20 protein-coding genes and 1 riboswitch are annotated in these 19,435 nt (G+C 33.2%); of the genes, 18 read left to right on the forward strand and 2 right to left on the reverse strand.

The window, feature by feature from the left end; genetic code table 11:
- Window positions 1–278 precede the first annotated feature (278 nt).
- The 3 genes from HHH54_RS00005 to HHH54_RS00015 all read left to right on the forward strand — a co-directional run bounded on the left by HHH54_RS00005 (window position 279) and on the right by HHH54_RS00015 (window position 4,198).
- Entirely contained in the window at window positions 279–1,700 is a 1,422-nt protein-coding gene (locus HHH54_RS00005) for a DHA2 family efflux MFS transporter permease subunit (protein ID WP_198616770.1), read from the forward strand.
- 359 nt (window positions 1,701–2,059) lie between these two features.
- Window positions 2,060–3,127: a YkvI family membrane protein gene (locus HHH54_RS00010; protein WP_198616771.1), complete on the forward strand. Its 1,068-nt coding sequence runs from the start codon at window positions 2,060–2,062 to the stop codon at window positions 3,125–3,127.
- 45 nt (window positions 3,128–3,172) lie between these two features.
- Window positions 3,173–4,198 carry an alpha/beta hydrolase gene (locus tag HHH54_RS00015; protein ID WP_198616772.1) on the forward strand — a complete coding sequence of 342 codons (1,026 nt, stop codon included), beginning with the start codon at window positions 3,173–3,175 and terminating at the stop codon, window positions 4,196–4,198.
- A gap of 142 nt (window positions 4,199–4,340) precedes the next feature.
- Here HHH54_RS00015 and HHH54_RS00020 read toward each other — a convergent pair whose 3' ends face one another.
- Window positions 4,341–4,847: a GNAT family N-acetyltransferase gene (locus HHH54_RS00020; protein WP_198616773.1), complete on the reverse strand. Its 507-nt coding sequence runs from the start codon at window positions 4,845–4,847 to the stop codon at window positions 4,341–4,343.
- A gap of 138 nt (window positions 4,848–4,985) precedes the next feature.
- Here HHH54_RS00020 and HHH54_RS00025 point away from each other — a divergent pair, with 138 nt between their 5' ends.
- From HHH54_RS00025 to HHH54_RS00055, 7 genes are all read left to right on the forward strand, one after another.
- Window positions 4,986–5,900 (forward strand): NAD(P)H-binding protein, encoded by a 915-nt coding sequence (locus tag HHH54_RS00025; protein ID WP_198616774.1) that lies wholly within the window; start codon window positions 4,986–4,988, stop codon window positions 5,898–5,900.
- Window positions 5,901–5,905: 5 nt separating this feature from the next.
- Window positions 5,906–6,580, forward strand: a complete 675-nt coding sequence (locus HHH54_RS00030; protein ID WP_198616775.1) for a response regulator transcription factor — start codon at window positions 5,906–5,908, stop codon at window positions 6,578–6,580.
- Window positions 6,581–6,776: 196 nt separating this feature from the next.
- The gene (locus HHH54_RS00035; RefSeq protein WP_232796180.1) at window positions 6,777–7,595 is read left to right on the forward strand and encodes a sensor histidine kinase; all 819 of its coding nucleotides are present in this window, start codon (window positions 6,777–6,779) and stop codon (window positions 7,593–7,595) included.
- A 101-nt stretch (window positions 7,596–7,696) separates the two neighbouring features.
- On the forward strand, window positions 7,697–8,458 hold the full coding sequence (locus tag HHH54_RS00040) for an ABC transporter ATP-binding protein (RefSeq protein ID WP_198616777.1): 762 nt from the start codon (window positions 7,697–7,699) through the stop codon (window positions 8,456–8,458).
- Window positions 8,448–10,343, forward strand: coding sequence for an ABC transporter permease (locus HHH54_RS00045; RefSeq protein ID WP_198616778.1), 1,896 nt, complete (start codon window positions 8,448–8,450; stop codon window positions 10,341–10,343). The genes HHH54_RS00040 and HHH54_RS00045 overlap by 11 nt, the downstream gene beginning before the upstream one ends.
- A 406-nt stretch (window positions 10,344–10,749) precedes the next feature.
- The gene (locus tag HHH54_RS00050) at window positions 10,750–11,367 is read left to right on the forward strand and encodes a DUF47 domain-containing protein (RefSeq protein ID WP_198616779.1); all 618 of its coding nucleotides are present in this window, start codon (window positions 10,750–10,752) and stop codon (window positions 11,365–11,367) included.
- A 12-nt stretch (window positions 11,368–11,379) separates the two neighbouring features.
- Window positions 11,380–12,381, forward strand: coding sequence for an inorganic phosphate transporter (locus HHH54_RS00055; RefSeq protein ID WP_198616780.1), 1,002 nt, complete (start codon window positions 11,380–11,382; stop codon window positions 12,379–12,381).
- Between the two features lie 51 nt (window positions 12,382–12,432).
- Here HHH54_RS00055 and HHH54_RS00060 read toward each other — a convergent pair whose 3' ends face one another.
- Entirely contained in the window at window positions 12,433–13,236 is an 804-nt protein-coding gene (locus tag HHH54_RS00060) for a LysM peptidoglycan-binding domain-containing protein (protein ID WP_198616781.1), read from the reverse strand.
- 251 nt (window positions 13,237–13,487) lie between these two features.
- Between HHH54_RS00060 and HHH54_RS00065 the strand changes: the two genes are divergently transcribed.
- The 8 genes from HHH54_RS00065 (at window position 13,488) to HHH54_RS00100 (ending at window position 19,405) form a co-directional block, all read left to right on the forward strand.
- Window positions 13,488–14,105 carry a Bax inhibitor-1/YccA family protein gene (locus tag HHH54_RS00065; protein ID WP_198616782.1) on the forward strand — a complete coding sequence of 206 codons (618 nt, stop codon included), beginning with the start codon at window positions 13,488–13,490 and terminating at the stop codon, window positions 14,103–14,105.
- A 15-nt stretch (window positions 14,106–14,120) separates the two neighbouring features.
- Window positions 14,121–14,229: riboswitch (TPP riboswitch) on the forward strand.
- Between the two features lie 63 nt (window positions 14,230–14,292).
- The gene (locus HHH54_RS00070; protein WP_198616783.1) at window positions 14,293–14,883 is read left to right on the forward strand and encodes a thiamine phosphate synthase; all 591 of its coding nucleotides are present in this window, start codon (window positions 14,293–14,295) and stop codon (window positions 14,881–14,883) included.
- 1 nt (window position 14,884) lies between these two features.
- Window positions 14,885–15,085 carry a sulfur carrier protein ThiS gene (gene thiS, locus HHH54_RS00075; RefSeq protein WP_198616784.1) on the forward strand — a complete coding sequence of 67 codons (201 nt, stop codon included), beginning with the start codon at window positions 14,885–14,887 and terminating at the stop codon, window positions 15,083–15,085.
- Between the two features lies 1 nt (window position 15,086).
- Entirely contained in the window at window positions 15,087–15,854 is a 768-nt protein-coding gene (locus HHH54_RS00080) for a thiazole synthase (RefSeq protein ID WP_198616785.1), read from the forward strand.
- Window positions 15,854–16,843, forward strand: a complete 990-nt coding sequence (locus tag HHH54_RS00085; RefSeq protein WP_198616786.1) for a ThiF family adenylyltransferase — start codon at window positions 15,854–15,856, stop codon at window positions 16,841–16,843. Before HHH54_RS00080 ends, HHH54_RS00085 begins: the two co-directional genes overlap by 1 nt.
- 86 nt (window positions 16,844–16,929) lie before the next feature.
- Window positions 16,930–17,646, forward strand: coding sequence for a YebC/PmpR family DNA-binding transcriptional regulator (locus HHH54_RS00090; RefSeq protein WP_198616787.1), 717 nt, complete (start codon window positions 16,930–16,932; stop codon window positions 17,644–17,646).
- Between the two features lie 245 nt (window positions 17,647–17,891).
- On the forward strand, window positions 17,892–18,449 hold the full coding sequence (locus HHH54_RS00095; RefSeq protein WP_198616788.1) for a ribonuclease FAU-1 family protein: 558 nt from the start codon (window positions 17,892–17,894) through the stop codon (window positions 18,447–18,449).
- Window positions 18,450–18,535: 86 nt separating this feature from the next.
- Window positions 18,536–19,405, forward strand: coding sequence for a LysR family transcriptional regulator (locus HHH54_RS00100; protein ID WP_198616789.1), 870 nt, complete (start codon window positions 18,536–18,538; stop codon window positions 19,403–19,405).
- Window positions 19,406–19,435 lie beyond the last annotated feature (30 nt).

Genomic DNA, 19,435 nt, shown 5'->3' on the forward strand with positions numbered 1-19,435 from the left:
ATAATTTCAGAAATAGAATATTAGTTATTTCTAGGATGTTTATAAGTGAACATAAAAAACGTACCAAGTCACTAAAAATAGCAACTTAGTACGTTTTGTCTTCACCAACCGACGTTGACAAAGAGCCGAAATATTTTACCTAATGTAAATATAGAATTTATAGGCATAAAAGCATAAAATATAGAAATTTTATGTCATAATAACTGAAAAGATGACATGGGACGCTTGATAATTCTATTTTAATATTGATAATTAGTGCTTTATTGGAGGAGAAAACAATGGTTAAAGAAAAAAATTACAATAAGATTATTATGACCGTATTTTTAATCGGTGCTTTTTTCATGACTTTAAATGAAACGTTACTATATATTGCACTTCCAGAATTAATGCACTACTTTGACTTACCACGTACAGTCATTCAATGGTTAGCAAGTGGTTTTATGATGGTGATGGGTATTGTGTATCCTCTATCAGCATTAATTATCCAATGGTTTACCACACGACGCCTATATTTAGGATTAATTGTTATTTTTAGTATAGGATCTCTCATAGCTGGTTTTGCAGTGAATTTTCCCATGTTACTAGCGGGACGCATGATTCAGGCAATAGGTACCGGACTCATGATTGCTTTAATCACAAATACGATGTTATTTATTTTTGATAAATCTGTAAGAGGGAAAGCAATCGGGACGTTTAGTCTTGTTGTAATGTTTGCACCTGCTATAGGTCCAACATTATCGGGAGTAATTATAGAAGCATTAGGGTGGAGATGGCTCTTTTTTATCGTATTGCCATTTATGATACTTACATTCATTTTAGGGGCAATATTTTTAAAAAATGTAGGAGAGGTAACACGTCCTAAAGTTGATATCTTATCAATTATATTTTCAACAGTTGGAATAACCGGTATCATTTACAGTATTTCGAATATAAGTCAGAACGATGGAATAGTATTAACACCCCTCATCGCCATAACATTTGTGATAGGGATTGTTTTTGGAGGATTATTTGTTTATCGTCAACTAAGATTAGATACACCCATTTTAGATTTTAGAGTCTTTTTATTCCATAATTACCGTAAAGGTATGATGGTATATGTTGTCATACTATTGAGTATGTTCCCAACTGAAATTGTACTTCCAATGTATCTTCAAGGTCCGGTTGATTTACCAGCTAAGATTGCTGGTTTGGTACTATTACCAGGGGCTTTAATCAATGGATTATTGTCACCAATTATGGGAGGGCTTTTCGATAAATTTGGACCTCGAAAATTGATTGTACCAGGATTAATCGCATTGCTTGGAGTCTCTATTTTTTATATCGTTGTACAGCCAGAATTACCGATATTCTTATTTGTACTTTCATACTTTGTTTTAATGGCAGGCATTTCAACTGTTATGACACCTATTGGCACTAATAGTTTAAATGCACTTCCAAGTCAAAGCTATCCACATGGTTCGGCGATTTATAATATGATACAACCAGTCGTTGGTGCAATTGGTATTTCAACCTTCATTGCGATGATTACAGGTGTGCAAAATGCTAAATTGAAAGGTGAGACTACTGTAACACAACAATTAGAAAACGAAGCCATGACTTCAGGTTTGCATGTAACGTACTTATTTGCGTTGATTTTAATCATAATAGGTATTGTCATAGCATTAACTATTACAAATGCATCAAAAGAAAAAGAAGATTAATTGTGTTGTCACATATTTCTGGCTTTTAGTGTTATTTATATTGATTATTTGATACTATAAGTGTAATAAGTTGTTAAAAATGATAAACAACAAGTTATTTTATTTGTTTTTACTGAATAATTTTTAAAGATGTTTGTCTAATTATAAGATTCGCTTATTTTTATACAAAAAAAGTGTTGTTTTGTATATTTTTATACATTATTAAGCATAATTAATATGGTATAAAAGAAAAGAATATGGCTACAGACCCTATCATATCAACGTTTCTAAGTGTTTTTGCGCTTTAATAAAATTTGAAATAAATCGCATATTATGGTTTAATGTTTAACGTGTTTTGCAAATGAGGAGGTCAAAACAGTATGAAAAACTTTAATGAAGCTATAAAGATAGCTTTCGCTTACGTCGGCGTTGTAGTTGGTGCTGGTTTTTCAACAGGTCAAGAAGTAAAGCAATTCTTTAGTACCTTTGGCGTGTGGTCTTATGTAGGTGTGATTATTTCAGGGTTAATACTTACATTTATCGGACGTCAAGTTGCAAAAATCGGTACAGCATTTGATGCTGACAATCACGGATCAACTTTAGAGTATTTATTTGGAAAAAAGTTAGGTATCTTAATTGATTATATTTTAATTCTGTCACTATATGCTGTAACTATTACTATGATTGCAGGTGCAGGCTCAACATTTAATGAGAAATTTGGAGTACCGGTTTGGTTAGGTGCTTTAATCATGTGTGCGATTGTTTATATTACTTTGTTGATGGACTTCAACAAAATTGTTAGAGCTTTAGGATTGGTAACGCCTGTATTAATTGTACTGGTTGTTATCATAGCAGTTGTCTTTTTATTTAAAGGAAGCGTATCATTTTCACAAATCAACAATGTCGTTGAACAACCAAGTATTGGTTTAGCACTATGGAATGGTTTTAACTACGGTGGTTTAGCTTTTGCGGTTGGTTTTAGTACACTTGTTGCCATCGGCGGTGATGCATCTAAACGCCCCGTATCTGGTCTTGGTGGTCTTATTGGAGGAATTGTCTATTTAATCTTATTAGGATTAATTAACTTTGCGCTTCATTCAGAGTACCCAACAATTAAAAATGTGGATATTCCTACACTCACATTAGCAGATATGATTAATCCATATTTATCTTTAGTATTTTCAATAGTAATGTTAGCAGTTATGTATAATACAATCTTAGGTTTAAGTTATTCTTTTGCTGCACGATTTACAACACCATATTCTAAGAAATATTACATTTTAATTTCAATCATTGTGCCGTTAGCTTACGGTTTAAGCTTTATTGGTTTCGAAGGATTAATTAAGTATGTATATCCTGCAATGGGTGTTATTGGATTAATGATTATTATTGCTGTAGTTGTAAAATATTTATATCGTAAATCTCAAGACAAGAAGTTTATTGCTTAATAAGCAAGATGTGGTACAATTTTTTCGAAAGGAAAGATTGGTATTATGACAAAACGTAAAAAGAGATGGTTTGTAATCACATTTGTTATTTTTCTTGTCGTAGCCGGTCTCGCAACCGGCTATTTTTTTAAGTCAAATCATAAAGAAAACACACAAAAAGTTACAATTGAAAACAAAAATGTTTCAGCTTTTACAGATATTACATATATGGAAGGGTTACCAGATAGTCAATTAGATATTTTAATGCCTAAACGTATACGTCACCATGAGCGTTTTCCTGTTATCTTTTGGGCACATGGTGGAGGGTTTATTGCAGGGGACAAGCAATATAAAAATCCATTATTATCGCAACTTGTTGAAAGAGGCTATGTTGTAGTTAATGTGAACTATGCATTAGCTCCTGCATACAAGTATCCAACACCATTAATTCAGATGGATCATGCAGTATCATTTATTAAAGAAAATCAAGACGCGCTACCCATTGATCTTAATCAAGTAATAATTGGAGGAGATTCAGCGGGAGCACAGATTAACAGCCAATTTACTGCAATTCAAACTAATTCAGATTTGAGAGAGCAGATGGGATTTAAACAACAATTTAGTCCTAAACAAATTAAAGGGGCAGTATTTTTTGGTGGCTTTTATGATATGAAAACTGTACGTGCGACAGAGTTTCCAAGAATTGATTTATTTATGAGAAGTTATACTGGAGTCAAGGATTGGGAGAGAAATGTTAAAAATATTACGGAAATGTCAACACTTAATCAAATTACACCAGACTATCCACCAACATATCTTTCTGTTGGAGATATTGACCCATTTATGAGTCAAAATGAAAGTTTTGCACAACAATTAAAAGCACAAGGCATACCGGTTGATACATTTTTCTTCAATGGTTCTCACAAATTAAAGCATCAATATCAATTTCATTTGGAAAAACCTGAATCCAAAGAAAACATTCGAAAGGTCTTGAGTTTTTTAAGTCGCAATACATCTACGACTCGAATTAACAGTGAAGTGAGTGTGACACCACATACTGAAATTAGGCTAAACCCGTATGATAACAATTAAAATTTTTAAAATCACACTTCCTTATTTGTAAAGGTGTAAAATAGTTTAAAACTATTTGTTTACGGAGGAAGTGTGTTTTTATTTGAAAAATTAAAACTGTGAAATATAGTTTTAGAATGATAAAATATGAGTAACTTTACATCTATTCAATTAAATAAGCCATCAGATACTCATTAAAATATTGGGTATTAATTTTAATGGAATTGCGGCGTTCACCTTCAACAACAAATTTTGCTTTTTTATAAAATTGGTAAGCAGTGGTATTTGCACTGACAACATTTAATTCAATACGAGATATATCATGTGATTGACACCACGTTTTGCAGTGATTTAATAATTCAAACCCAATACCACGATTCTGATGAGATTTTAAAACACCCATAGCTATGTTTGCGGTGTGTTTAATGCGTTTGAGTGGTTTTGTTTTAATCGTTAAATAACCTACGAGTTGTTCATCCTCTTCGGCGACTAATATCGCCAAATGTGGTGATGTAATGACCTTCTCAATTTTAGTTGTTGCACGTTCAAGAGAAGGGATGTATTCTCCTGGGTCATACAGCATAAATTCAGATTCATCAAAAATTTGACGCATGAGCATAATGAGCGGTTCAACATCTTTAATTCTTATTTCTCTAATTGTTACAACCATAAAGTCATCTCCAATCATGATTTTACATTTTACACGTCATGCGATGAATAATCAATTTTATTGTACCTTACTCGAATTCGAACTCAATATAAGTGTCTATGTGAGTAGTACTATTTATATTAGAAAGGAAAGAAGCATATGCATGCGAAAGTTTTATTAGCAGGTGTAACGGGACCAATTGGCCAATCTTTGGTCAATGCACTTGCCTCTGAATATCAATTATTTACAATCTCTAAATACCCAAAACCACAAAAACAAACTAATGTTAAATGGATTACTGGCGATATTTATAACTATAAAGACGTTTTAAAAGCAATGGAAAATATTGATATCGCAGTATTTTTTCTAGACCCAACAAAGCATTCAGCTAAGATGACACGTGCTTTAGCAAGAGAACTCAATCTAATTGCAGCTGATAATTTTGCAAGAGCAGCACATCATCATAATATCACAGAAATAATTTATGTAAGTGGGAGTCAATTTGATGCAGAAACAATCCAACAGTTAAGTGCTTATGGTACACCTGTACGTCAAACAATGCGTGAAATGAAACGTTCGCACATATCTGTAGAGTTTCAAGTCGCAAAATATAATGATATACGAATTGTACATCATATGCCTAAACCACTTAATTGGTCACTTTATGAAGTAATAGAACGGTTTGTGAGTTGGATATCTAATGCAAAAGGAACGCGATTATTAGCAGAAATAGAGCATGAGTATATTAAAATATATAAGAAAAGTAATGGGAAATTACGTGCCACTTTAAAAGTTGAACATATTGATGCCAATTTGTATCGATTGGTCATGGTTAAGGATGACTTAGCGCGACATATGGAGACACCAATTATCGAATTTCGTTATATTGCTCAATTAAATTGGATAATTATTCAGTTTTTCAATTATATACCAAAAGTGATATGGCCAGTAGCATATTTATTACAAGTTCCTTATTTAATGATGTTACTAAGAGGATTTGATACCAAATGTCGTATTCAAGTGTATCATGAAAAGATTCAAAGAGGAATGAAGGTCAATTATACAAAGGACTGAATCATATGGATATTTTATTAGTAGAAGATGATCAAAGTTTAAGGCAAGAAATCACCGAAACGTTATCAAAATGGGATATTAATGTTACAGGTGTTGAAGACTTTAGCAGAGTACTGGAATTATTTAATCAACTCGATCCAGATATTGTCCTAATGGATATTACTTTACCTAAATATGATGGTTTTTACTGGACGCGATTAATACGTCAAAATTCCAATGTACCTATTGTATTTTTATCTTCAAGGGATAACCCAATGGATCAAGTCATGAGTATGGAACTTGGTGCAGATGACTATATCGAAAAACCGTTTAATATGTCAATACTTGTAGCAAAATTACAAGCGATTTATCGACGTGTTTATCAATATACATCTCAAGAGACAAGAATGATGGTGTGGAGAGGTGCTACTGTTAATCTCACTAAGGATTGTATTTCAAATGAAGAAGGTACAGTTTATTTAACGAAAACTGAGATGCAGATTTTAGAAGTATTGCTCAAAAATCGTAATCAAATTGTTTCTAGAAATACACTCATGTCAACACTTTGGGATAATGAAGCATTTGTAAACGATAATACATTGACGGTCAACGTCAACCGGCTTAGAAAAAAATTACAAGAATTACTAATCATAGATGCAATTGAAACAAAAGTTGGAAGAGGGTATATTGCACATGATTAATTTAAAGTGGATTATAGCTTTTTTTAAAGAGAGACGGTATTGGATATTATTACTAGTCATGATAACACTGATGTTGATAGGGATAGGATGGCTAGATGACTCAGTTAACTTAAAAAGTATTATATATATTTGTGTACTGCAGTGGATTGTCATTTTACTTTTTTTAATTGTGACTTGTTATAAGGAAACGCGATTTATGAAACAATTGGATGAACAAGTTGAGTTAAACACATTAAAGGACCAAGACTGGGCGAGTACACCTTTTGAACAACAGGTTATCGCATATTTAAATCGTAAACTTAATATACAGAAACGGAGCCTTTTAAAACAACAAGATTGGCTAGATTTAAATCAACAAAGTTTGACAGAGTTTGTACATAACATTAAAAGTCCTGTTACAGCACTTTATTTATTGATTGAAAAAGAGGAAGATCCATCTCGATATCAGCAATTGATGTTTGAATGGAGTCGTATCGATTATATGTTGGACCAACAGTTGTTTTTATCACGTGTCGATCAAAAGTCACGAGATCTTTATTTTGAACATACCTTACTTAAACCATTAATTATAGAAGAAGTTCAAAAAACAAGACATATTAGTATGAATAAAGGCATTGGTTTTGAAATAACAGTTCCTGAAGATTACAAAGTGTATACTGATAAACGATGGTTTCGTATGATCATTCGTCAAATTATCTCGAATGCGGTTAAGTATTCTGAGAATGAGGCAATTGAAATAGAAGCTACCAATAATAATGAGTATGTTAGCGTATCTATTAAAGATAAAGGTTATGGTATTGCAAAGCATGATTTACCACGTATTTTTCAAAGAGGATTCACATCAACAGATCAAACAAATAATACAGCTGCTTCAGGAATTGGGCTGTATCTCGTTGATCAAGTACGAGATGAATTAGGATTACAGATTGACGTACAATCAGAACTTCATGTTGGTACAACAGTGACACTTACTTTTTCTAAACCTAATGAGTTAATTGAACGCATGTCTAAGTGACAAAATTGTCACTTGAGACATGCGTTTTGTCATATGATTCAAACGATAAAAATATCATTACGCTTTAGAATATAGATAACTTATTAAAAAGGAGTGAGACGATGACATTGTTAAAAGTACGTCATTTGACAAAAGTATACGGTAATAAGAAGCGTATGTTTGAGGTTTTAAAAGATATAAACTTTGAAGTAGCAAAAGGTGAATTTGTCTCGATTATGGGGCCGTCCGGTTCTGGTAAGACCACATTACTTAATGTGTTAAGTTCAATAGATTATGCATCAAGTGGAAGTATTGTAATCAATGAGCAAGAGATTACAGAATTAACGAATAGACAACTAGCAGATTTAAGAAAAAAAGATATTGGATTTATCTTCCAAGAATATAATGTTCTAGATACACTATCAGTTCGAGAAAATATTATGTTACCGTTATCGATTAAAAAAATGGATAAAAAAGAACAAGAAATGAGATTTGAAACTGTTACGAAAGCACTTGGAATTGAGGATATTAGTGACAAATACCCAGAAGAACTTTCTGGTGGTCAGAAACAAAGAACAGCTGCAGCACGAGCACTTGTTTCAAATCCATCGATTATTTTTGCTGATGAACCTACTGGGGCTCTTGATTCTAAAAGTGCAAGAGATTTATTGAAGCGGTTAGAAGATATAAATCAAAAAATGAATACAACTATCATCATGGTAACACATGATCCTGTTGCAGCAAGTTATTCTAATCGAGTGATTATGTTAAAAGATGGAGAAATAAATACTGAACTTTATCAAGGAGATAAGGAAATTTCACAATTTTATCAAGAGATTATTCACAATCAAAGTGTGCTTGGTGGTGTGAAAAATGAACTTTAATCATATTGTTTTAAAAAACTTAAGCCGTAATTTAAAACATTATACCATTTATTTAGTCTCTCTATTGATTAGTATTACGATGTTTTTTAGCTTCGATACGTTAAAGTATTCTAAAAGTGTTACGCATGGTAATGAGATGGAACTTATCGTAAAAGCAGCTAGCATCGGAGAAAAATTTCTTTTTGTAATTATTGTAATATTTTTATTGTATGCGAACTACTTATTTTTAAAACGACGCACACGAAGTTTTGCATTATTTCAATTGATAGGATTAACGAGACGAGATATTTTCAAAATGCTACTTTTTGAGCAAAGCGTTATTTTCGCGATAACATTACTTGTTGGTAGTATTTTAGGAACCTTAGGATCTCGACTGCTATCACTAATTTTGAAAAAAGTATTCGATTTTTCAGTTGATGTGACTTTGACATTCCAACCGTTGTCATTATTAATGACATTTATTTTAATTCTTACATCGTTAGTTTTAGTAATGTTACAAAGTATTCGATTTATTCGTAAACATACGATTATAGAAATGATGAAACTACAACAAAAAACAGATAGTAAAGAAACAAAATTGTCGATATTTGAGGTCATTTTTGGTGTGGTTGGTATCGTGATGATGGTATTTGGGTACTACTTATCAACAGTAATGTTTAGTGGAAAATGGATATCAGCTTTGATTTATCTTCCTTTTATAATTTTATTCCTTACTATTATAGGTGCTTACTTGTTTTTCAAAAGCACTGTATCAGTAGTGTTTAAAGTATTAAAGCGTACGAAAAATGGAAATGTCAACATTACAGACGTGATTTTTACTTCTTCTATGATGTTTAGAATGAAGAAAAACGCCTTTTCACTTACAGTAATTGCAATTATTTCTGCGATTACGATGTCAATCTTGTCACTAGCATCTTTAAGCAAAGCAAGTATTGAAAATAATGTAAATACATTATCACCTCACGAGTACACGTTTTTTGATCATCAAGACGCTACCCGATTTGAGAAGGAGCTTAAAGCAAGAAACGTCTCTTTTGAAGAAAATAAGAAAGAACTTCTAACGGTACCTGAGTCAAAACGTGAAGGATCAGATGAAAATATAGGTGCGTTAAAGGTTGTGAGTGATAAGGATATGGCTCAAGAAAACATTAATCCAGACGATATCAAAATTGTTAGTATGTCTCAAATTAATTTAATATATAATAAATTACATGATAGGGAAAAGTTACAACTTGGTCATGATAAAAAGACGGTATTGCGTATTAGTCGGATTTTAAAAGAATATCAATTTTCATATAAGTCTACTTTAGGAATGATGGTAGGTATTGTAGACGACGGAGTGTATCAAAAGTTGAAATCCGAATCTTCAGACTTAAGTAGTGATATAGATAAGGAATTTGGCTATGACATTCCAGATAAACATCAAATGAAGGCAGCTGATGAAGCAAATGAAGTGCTTGGAAAACATGCAGTACAATCAAGAAGCTCAATATTAAAAGAACAAAATCAAAATAGTAGTATTTTCTTATTTGTTACAAGTTTCTTAGGTGTTATTTTTCTTATAGCGGCAGGATGTATTATTTATATAAAACAAATGGACGAAATTGAAGATGAAAAAGATAACTTTAAAATACTACGTAAATTAGGATATACAGACAAAGATATGACAAAAGGATTTATTTTAAAGACACTTTTTAATTTCGGATTACCGTTGTTTGTAGGTATTGCACATACTTACTTTGCTGCTCGAGCATTTAATAATCTCGTATTTAGTCCATCCTTAAATGTAATATATATTGGTATAGGTGTATATACGGTTATTTATTTAATATTTGCGTTTATTGCATTAATTCATACGAAAAGACTTGTAAAGTACAAATTTTAATACCGTTTAAAGCGTGATAATTAAAAGTTATCACGCTTTAAACAGTAAAAATATCTTGTGAGTATAGATCCAATTAAATTCTCTTAGTTAAAGACTTTGATATATAAGGGTTAAGAAATGATATGAATAAATAGAGGGGCGTTTTATTATTTTTAACAAGCGATATAGGGCGTTAAGAAAATAAAATGTTAATTTTTTGTAAATGTAATTGTAGATTATGAAAATCTATGATATTTTCAAAAGGGATTAAAAGTCCGTTATTATCAGTATTATATAAACGTTTTTGAAAAGTTTGTGAAAAAAAACGCCAAAGTATTCATTAACAATAGCTTAATATTGAATTATAATAAAAGTAACAATTCATTTACAAATAGTGATTTTTTAGTCACTGAACGGAGGCTTTGACATGATTAGGAAGAAAAAGGATAAGTTCATGGTTCGCTTAGAGGAGATGATCTTTAATTTAGATCGAGCGGCAATAGAATTTGGCAAAATGGATTTCAAAACACATCTAGAGTTGAGAACTTATGCTGATACAATTAAAACCTATGAATCACACGGTGATGATTTAATGCATCAAGTGATTACAGACTTGAATCAAACATTTATCACACCAATTGAACGTGAAGATATTATGTCTTTATGTAATGCTATTGATGATGTTTTAGACGCTATGGAAGAAACATCAGCTATGTTTGAAATGTATTCAATTGAATATACTGACGAGTACATGGCAGAATTTGTAGATAATATTCAAAAAGCAGTAGGTGAGATGAAACTCGCAATTGGTTTATTATCAGAAAAGAAATTATCTCATATGCGTGTTCATTCAATTAATATTAAAGAATATGAAACAAATTGCGATGGCATTTTACGTCAATCAATCAAGCACATCTTTAATAGTGAAACAGATCCGGTAACACTAATTAAAATTAAGGACATATATGAAAGTTTAGAGAATGTTGCAGATCGATGTCAGGCTGTTGCAAATAACTTTGAAACAATCATTATGAAAAATAGCTAAGGAGTCTTTTCAATGGATTTTTTAATGCTCATAACTGTGGCAATTATCATATTCTCTTTAATGTTTGACTTTATTAATGGATTCCATGATACCGCCAATGCAGTTGCTACAGCAGTTTCTACACGCGCTTTATCACCAAGGCATGCGATTTTTTTAGCTGCTATTATGAATTTCATCGGTGCATTAACATTTACTGGTGTTGCTTCAACTATTACAAAAGAGATTGTAGATCCATTTACATTAGATAATGGACTTGTTGTTGTACTTTCAGCAATTTTAGCAGCAATTGTATGGAATTTAGTAACTTGGTATTACGGTATTCCAAGCTCTTCTTCTCACGCTTTAATAGGAGCAATTGCAGGTTCTGCTATTGCATCTGCAGGATCATTTAGTATTCTTCACTATCAAGGGTTTACTAAAATTGTGTTAGTGCTTATCTTGTCCCCGGTTATTGCGTTTATAGTCGGGTTTACAATCTATTCAATAGTGAAAAAAGTATTTAAGAATGCTAACCTCACAAAAGCGAATCGAAATTTTAGGTTCTTTCAAATTTTCACAGCGTCATTACAATCTTTTTCACATGGTACAAATGATGCTCAAAAATCAATGGGGATTATTACAATGGCGTTAATTGTTGCAAATATGCAAACAAGTGTCGAGCCTGCATTATGGGTTAAAGTAGCCTGTGCAACGGCGATGGGACTTGGTACAGCAGTGGGTGGTTGGAAGATCATCAAAACTGTCGGTGGTAATATTATGAAAATTCGTCCAGCAAATGGTGCTTCAGCAGATTTATCTTCTGCATTGACGATTTTCACAGCGTCTTGGTTACATTTTCCACTGTCTACAACACATGTTGTTTCATCTTCAATATTAGGTGTAGGTTCTTCTAACCGTATTAAAGGTGTACATTGGAATACAGCGAAACGTATGATAATTACATGGGTTATTACTTTACCTATTACAGCATTTATTGCAGCAATATTTTATATGATTTTGAATCTCTTTTTATAGATTAATAAAAAAACGAACTGATAAATATCAATCAGTTCGTTTTTGTTTTGGTTAATGTATATAATTATATGCGGTTACCATTGACGCAGGGATTGTACGATATGTTACTGTTCCTGGAGGTGCGCTATAATTCATTTCTGAAATTAAAATACTGCCATCACCGTTAACGCGTTCTACATATGCGACATGACCTACTGGACCTTCGAAATTTTGCATGATTGAGCCAACTGTCGGATTATGGTCTACCATATAACCATCTTGTGTGGCGTTATTAGCCCAATGATCCGCATTCCACCAGTATGTACTAATAGGTTGACCTGTTTCAGCGCGACGGTTAAATACATGCCATGTACATTGACCCCAGTCATATAAATTTAAGTGGTTGAACGTAGGAGAAGTATAGCCGTCTGGTGTAACCACTGAATCCGTTGGAGCATTTCCAGAAATGGTACTATCTAAAGTTCCCCCAGAACCACCAGGAATAGATAAGGTTTGAGCAGGATAAATGATATAACTATTAAGGTTATTTGCATTCATCAGGTCTTGTACAGAGACACCATATGTTGAGGCAATCACATTTAATGATTCACCCGCTTGTACGACATGTGTGCCATTGAATTGGGCAGATGTTGTTGTCTCATTTTCAATTGTAAGCACTTGTCCAGGAAATACAAGGTTTTGAGTTAAGCCATTAGCTTGTTTAATTTGATCGACTGTTGTATTGTACGTTTGAGCAATACTCCATAATGATTCACCTGTTTGAACAGTATGTTGTGTAGATGCATCGGCGTCATGCTGAGTTGTAAGTGCAGCAGCGCCTGAAGTGACAGTTAATGCAAATGCGAGCTTTTTCAATGTGTTGCCTCCTTAAAAATTAATGTTATGTATTTTATAAAATTACGCTTATGTACTTATTCTTTTTTATGATAACAAATCTGCATATATTTGTGTGTGTTGTTACAAACATGTAATATTGTAATAAATATATTTATTTCGTCGAATGATAATACGAACAGTTTTGACAAGTGTATAAGAAAGACCCCATATTTAAATAGATAAAATATTAATCATTTTGTAATATTTTAGTATTAAGAGGTGAAATAAAGGTGCATGAAAAAAGTGACAATCGACGTTATGCAAAAGTTTGGCTTTACTTTACTTATTATTGGATAATATTTGGTGTCTCGACTTATTTTGGCCAATTCTTACCAAATGAATGGCGACAACCGCTATCTCTAGGATTGTTGGTCTTAATTTTATTAACGATGATCGTTCAACGCGCACGTTTTAGTGGACTTATTATGTCTCACATTTATACAATTATTTCTGGCTTGTTAGCTTATGCAACGTTTATGTACACGTTACAAGACTTAGGACCAAGTGTATTTATTAAAAATGTGATTTTAGCAGTATCAGCGTTTATTATTTTTGGATGTATTGGATTTTTTATGATTAAAGATGCATCAAGTATGGGAAGATATCTGTTTGTGACTTTCATAGCATTAATTGTGATGAGTCTTGTCGGTTGGTTTATTCACAACCCAATTTTTCATACTGTTATAGCCATAATCGGTGTCTTTTTATTCTTACTTTATACATTGTATGATTTTAATCGTTTAAGACGTGGCCAATTCTCACCTCGAGAAATGGGCTTTAATCTATTCTTAAATCTTTTCCGAATCATCCGTTACGTGTTAAAATTAGCTCGTATGGCTAAAAGATAAATCTTCATAAAAAATCAAAACCACTGGAAGTGCCATTAAAATGGCTGAGATTGAAATTTATGATTTCAAAATTCCTGAACCTGATCCAGTTCGTACTGGCGTAGGAAAGTGGCAATCAATAATATCAGTTGCTACTTTCCTAAATAAGTTAGGAAAGTAGTTTTTTTGTTATAAGGGAGGTTAAGTGATGATTTTAGCGGTCACACCTTTTCAACAACTTAATGAGATGCATATCCAGCATCTTAACGAAATTGAATCATTAATTGATGGTGTTATACTTAGAACCCCTATGTCACAAGAAGTATTATTTGAATGGGTTAATATGCTTACACGTCACGGCTTTCCTATAGAGAAAGTCATTATCCATTCTGATGTTGAACTCGCACTTAATTTAGGTGTTAAATGGCTTCATTTTAGAGAAATGGATGCTACTGCTTTTAAAGTTAAAAGTGCATATCCTCATTTGACTATTAGTATGTCAGTACATCGCGTAGCATCTATACAACAAGCATTACACAATCATATCGACTATGGTGTGTTCGGACATTTATTTATGACACCTTCAAAGCCTAATCAAGAACCTCGCTCGCCATTTGAAGTACAACGTGCCCTTGATGTTGGATTGCCACTTATTGCGATAGGAGGGATTGATAAGAAAACCGTGCAAGAGGTACCTCAACAATTTTCAGGTATTGCAGCAATTGGAAGTGTCTTTAATGCGTCATATAGAGAAGTCGAAAGATTGAGGCAGCATTGGTTATACATAAAGGAGGGATAGTATGGAAGTTATTGTAAATGGAGAAACACAGGAATTTAAAGAAGGCATTACAATTCAACATGTGTTAGATCATTTTGAAATTGAATCTAAGCGTATGGCTGTTGAAAGAAATGCAGAAGTTGTGAAACGTTCAGAATGGTCTACTACTGAAGTAAGACCTAATGACCGATTAGAGCTTTTAGAATTTGTAGGAGGCGGATAACATGTTTAAAATTGCAAATTTAGAATTTAACTCAAGACTATTTTTAGGAACAGGAAAGTTTGAAGATGAAAAAGTGCAAGAAGCTGCGATTAAAGCATCAGAAACTGAAGTACTTACTTTCGCTGTAAGACGTATGAGTTTATATGACAAGAGCTTGCCTAACCCACTCGCTAATGTAGATTTAGACCAATTTATAACTTTTCCGAATACAGCGGGCGCTAAATCTGCTGAAGAAGCTGTGCGCATTGCGGAGATTGCGAATGAAGCGGGTATATGTGACATGATTAAAGTTGAAGTGATTGGTGATGATGATACATTATTACCTGACCCAATTGAAACGTATAAAGCTTGTGAAATTTTACTTGAAAAAGGATATATAGTGTGTCCATATATTTCTGATGACGTTGTATTAGCACAACGATTAGAAGCATTAGGTGTTCATGCAATTATGCCACTTGCATCACCGATTGGAACAGGGCGTGGCATATTAAATCCTCTAAACCTACGCTATATTGTAGAAAAAAGTAATGTTCCAGTTATTGTAGATGCAGGTATTGGTTCAGCTAAGGATTGTGCTGAAGCGATGGAACTAGGTGCCGATGCAATATTACTTAATTCAGCAGTATCTCGTGCAAAAGACCCTGTTAAAATGGCCGAAGCGATGAAAAAAGGTATAGAAGCAGGACGCTTAAGTTATGAAGCGGGTCGTATTCCAATTAAGTACAACGCTGTACAATCTAGTCCATCTGAGGGGTTAGGTTTTCTTTAATGGATAGATATGATAGACAGATTAAGTTTCCTCCATTTGGTCGCGAAGGTCAACAAAAGCTTCAAAATTTACATGCTTTTATTATGGGGGTCGGCGCTTTAGGTAGTGGTATTGCTGAACAACTGGTTCGAAGTGGTATCAAAAAAATTACCATTGTAGATAAAGATATCGTATCTCTTACAAATTTACATCGTCAAAGTGGTTATACAGAAGCAGATGTAGAAACGATGATGCCAAAGGTTTTTGCGCTAAAGCAACACCTCTCAGCTATGAATCATGAAGTCGAGATAGAACCATTAAATGAAGAAATTACAGCACGTAATATCGTAGGTATTCTTGAAGAGGTGAAACCTGACATCGTACTTGATGGGCTAGATCAATTTGAAACGCGATACCTAATGAATGAGGCCACACGTCAACTTAATATTCCTTATATTTATGGTGCTGTTATTGGTAGTCAAGTTAGTGTCTTTCCAATAGATAAGGATGGACCTTGTTTGAACTGTGTGATGCCTGACGTTCCTGAAACAATGGAAAGTTGTGATGTTTATGGCGTGCTACCACCCGCTGTACATTTGACGAGCAGTCTTGTTGTTTCAGAACTATTTTACTATTTAATGCATGGTACGTTTTCTTATAAGATGGTTACAATGGACATTTATAAAGGGACAATGCGTTCAACGTCGATTAAAGCTTTAAAGGAAGAGGATTGTGAAGTATGTGGTCATCACAATTATCCAAGATTAGCACATCGAGAACTTGATCAATTGCGTTTGTTATGTGGCGGTGTTTATCAAATACGTTTAAATCCGGATTATTTTGAAAAGCCGCTTCAAGAGGACGTTCATACGTTACTCAAGAATCCATTTATTAAACGATTAAAATATAAAACGTACGATATGACCTTATATCAAGACGGACGTTTATTAATTTATAACGTTGATGATAGTAAAAATGCCCAAAATATGGTTTCTCAGCTTTTTAACTAACATTATAGTACGAATGTTGATTAAATGAAAAAAAACAATGTATAATAAAGCATATTGAAAATTGTATGCGAAAGCGAGATGGAATCATGGGACGTAAATGGAATAACATCAAAGAGAAAAAAGCACAAAAAGACAAAAACACAAGTCGTATTTATGCTAAATTTGGTAAGGAAATATATGTAGCCGCTAAATCTGGTGAGCCTGATCCAGAATCAAATCAAGCATTAAAGCTGGTTTTAGAACGTGCAAAAACATATAATGTGCCAAATCATATTATTGATAGAGCAATTGAAAAAGCAAAAGGTGGCGGAGAAGAAGATTACGATCAACTTCGTTATGAAGGCTTTGGTCCAAGTGGTTCAATGATAATTGTAGATGCATTAACAAACAACGTAAATCGCACGGCATCAGACGTACGTGCTGCCTTTGGTAAGAATGGTGGTAATATGGGTGTTTCAGGATCTGTAGCGTATATGTTTGACCATACTGCCACATTCGCATTTGAGCAATTTGATGCAGATACTGTGTTAGAACATTTAATGGAACATGATATCGATGTACGAGATGTACTTGATGATGAACAACTCACTATTGTTTATGCAGAGCCTGATCAATTTGCAACTGTTCAACAAGCGTTAAGAGATTTAGGTGTGCAAGACTTTGAAGTTGCAGAGTTTGAAATGTTACCGCAAACGGAAGTTCAATTATCAAGTGAAGATCAGGAAACATTCGAAAGACTCGTTGATGTGCTAGAAGATTTAGAAGATGTTCAACATGTTTTTCATAATGTAGAATTATCATAACCAACAAGGCTATTACGTCACTTGAATATATCGATATGCGTATTTTTAGAAGAGACAAACTGACCTAATTTATAGGGGTGGTTTGTCTCTTTCATTTTGTTAAAACAATGCGTTGGGCGCGAGACGTACGTTAAGTATATGATATGAAGATAGAAGTGTGCTATAGTAGTTTTCGAGATTTTATTCAATAATATGACATGAAACATCTATTTTTATATAATAAATTAAAAGGGGGGATTGTGGCTGTGAAAATTAAATACTTAGATAAACGTCACTGGCGCCGCCTCTTAGATCACGATTATACTGAAGTGAGAGTTAATAATAATAAGTTTAAGGGCATTATAGGTCTAATCACAATGAATAAAGTTAGAGAGCCGTTAGAAGTTAGTGTGATTGGTAAACGTATGATAGTAGCGGATGACCATTATCAGTGGCTGCAAATTTTACCTGAGAAAAAACGTTATAGTATTACCGTCATGTTTGATACAGAAGGTCGTCCTTTACAATACTATTTTGATGTTAACTTAAAAAATATTACTCAAAAAGGTAAGGCACGTACATTAGACCTTTGCCTTGATGTATTGGTGTTGCCAACGGGTCAATATGAACTTGTGGATGAAGATGATTTAAAACGAGCGCTAAAAAACAAAAAAATTACTCAGAAACAATATCATGAAGCTTATATTATTGCACATCAGTTAATGATACAAATTTTCGAAGATTTTGATGCAATTAAAGATAAAGTGCGATATTGTTATCAAAAGATTAACCGCAAACATATTCAGAAAATGAAGCAAAAATAAAGGATGTCATTTTATTGAATAGTGAGATAAAGCGTCATCACACTGGATAATATCTAGTGTTTAATGGTGTAGGAGGATGAAGAAATGTGAAGATTGATGATTATCGTTTACTCATCACGTTAGATGAAACACGTACTCTACGAAAAGCGGCTGAACGTTTATATATTTCACAGCCTGCAGTAACGCAACGGTTAAAGTCTATAGAACAGCACTTTGGCGTGGACATATTTATTCGTACAAAAAAGCAATTAATTACGACAACTGAAGGTGCAATGGTAATTGAACACGCTCGAGCCATGCTAAAAGAGGAGCGTTTATTTCAAGATAAAATTAAAGCGCATATTGGTGCAATAAACGGAACACTATCAATTGGTTGTTCATCCCTAATCGGACAAACCGTGATGCCAAAAGTGTTAAGTCATTATACTGCCGAATATCCAAATGTAGAAATTCAATTACAAATTGGTTCGAGTGAGCATATCAAAGCGCATCACAACGATTACCATATTATGATTGTGAGAGGTAATCAATTATTAAACATGCATAACGATCACTTAATGGATGATCAACATTATTTTATCTATCCTAAAAGTAAAGAAGATGTGTTGCATAAGTTACCATTTATTGAATTTCAAGCAGATCCAGTGTATATTAATCAAATCAAGACATGGTATCGTCACCATATGTCACAAGATTATCGCGCGCGTATTAAAGTAGACCAGGTTGCGACATGTAAAGCCTTGTTATTAACAGGTGTTGGCGTAACGATATTACCGGAAATTATGGTAAAAGATTTAGATACTACACAATTTACGATGGTAAAGGTAGATCTTGAAGAACATGCACTTATACGATCGACTTATTTGAGTTACGATATGAGTATGCTACAACTACCACAAGTGAGTTCATTTATAAATGTACTCAAAGCACAAGTCCAAAAAGATAATAGAGATTAAAATGGATGCGTTGCGTTATTAAAAAATAAA

The sequence above is a fragment of the Staphylococcus canis genome (assembly GCF_016238445.1).
GTDB classification, from domain to species: domain Bacteria; phylum Bacillota; class Bacilli; order Staphylococcales; family Staphylococcaceae; genus Staphylococcus; species Staphylococcus canis.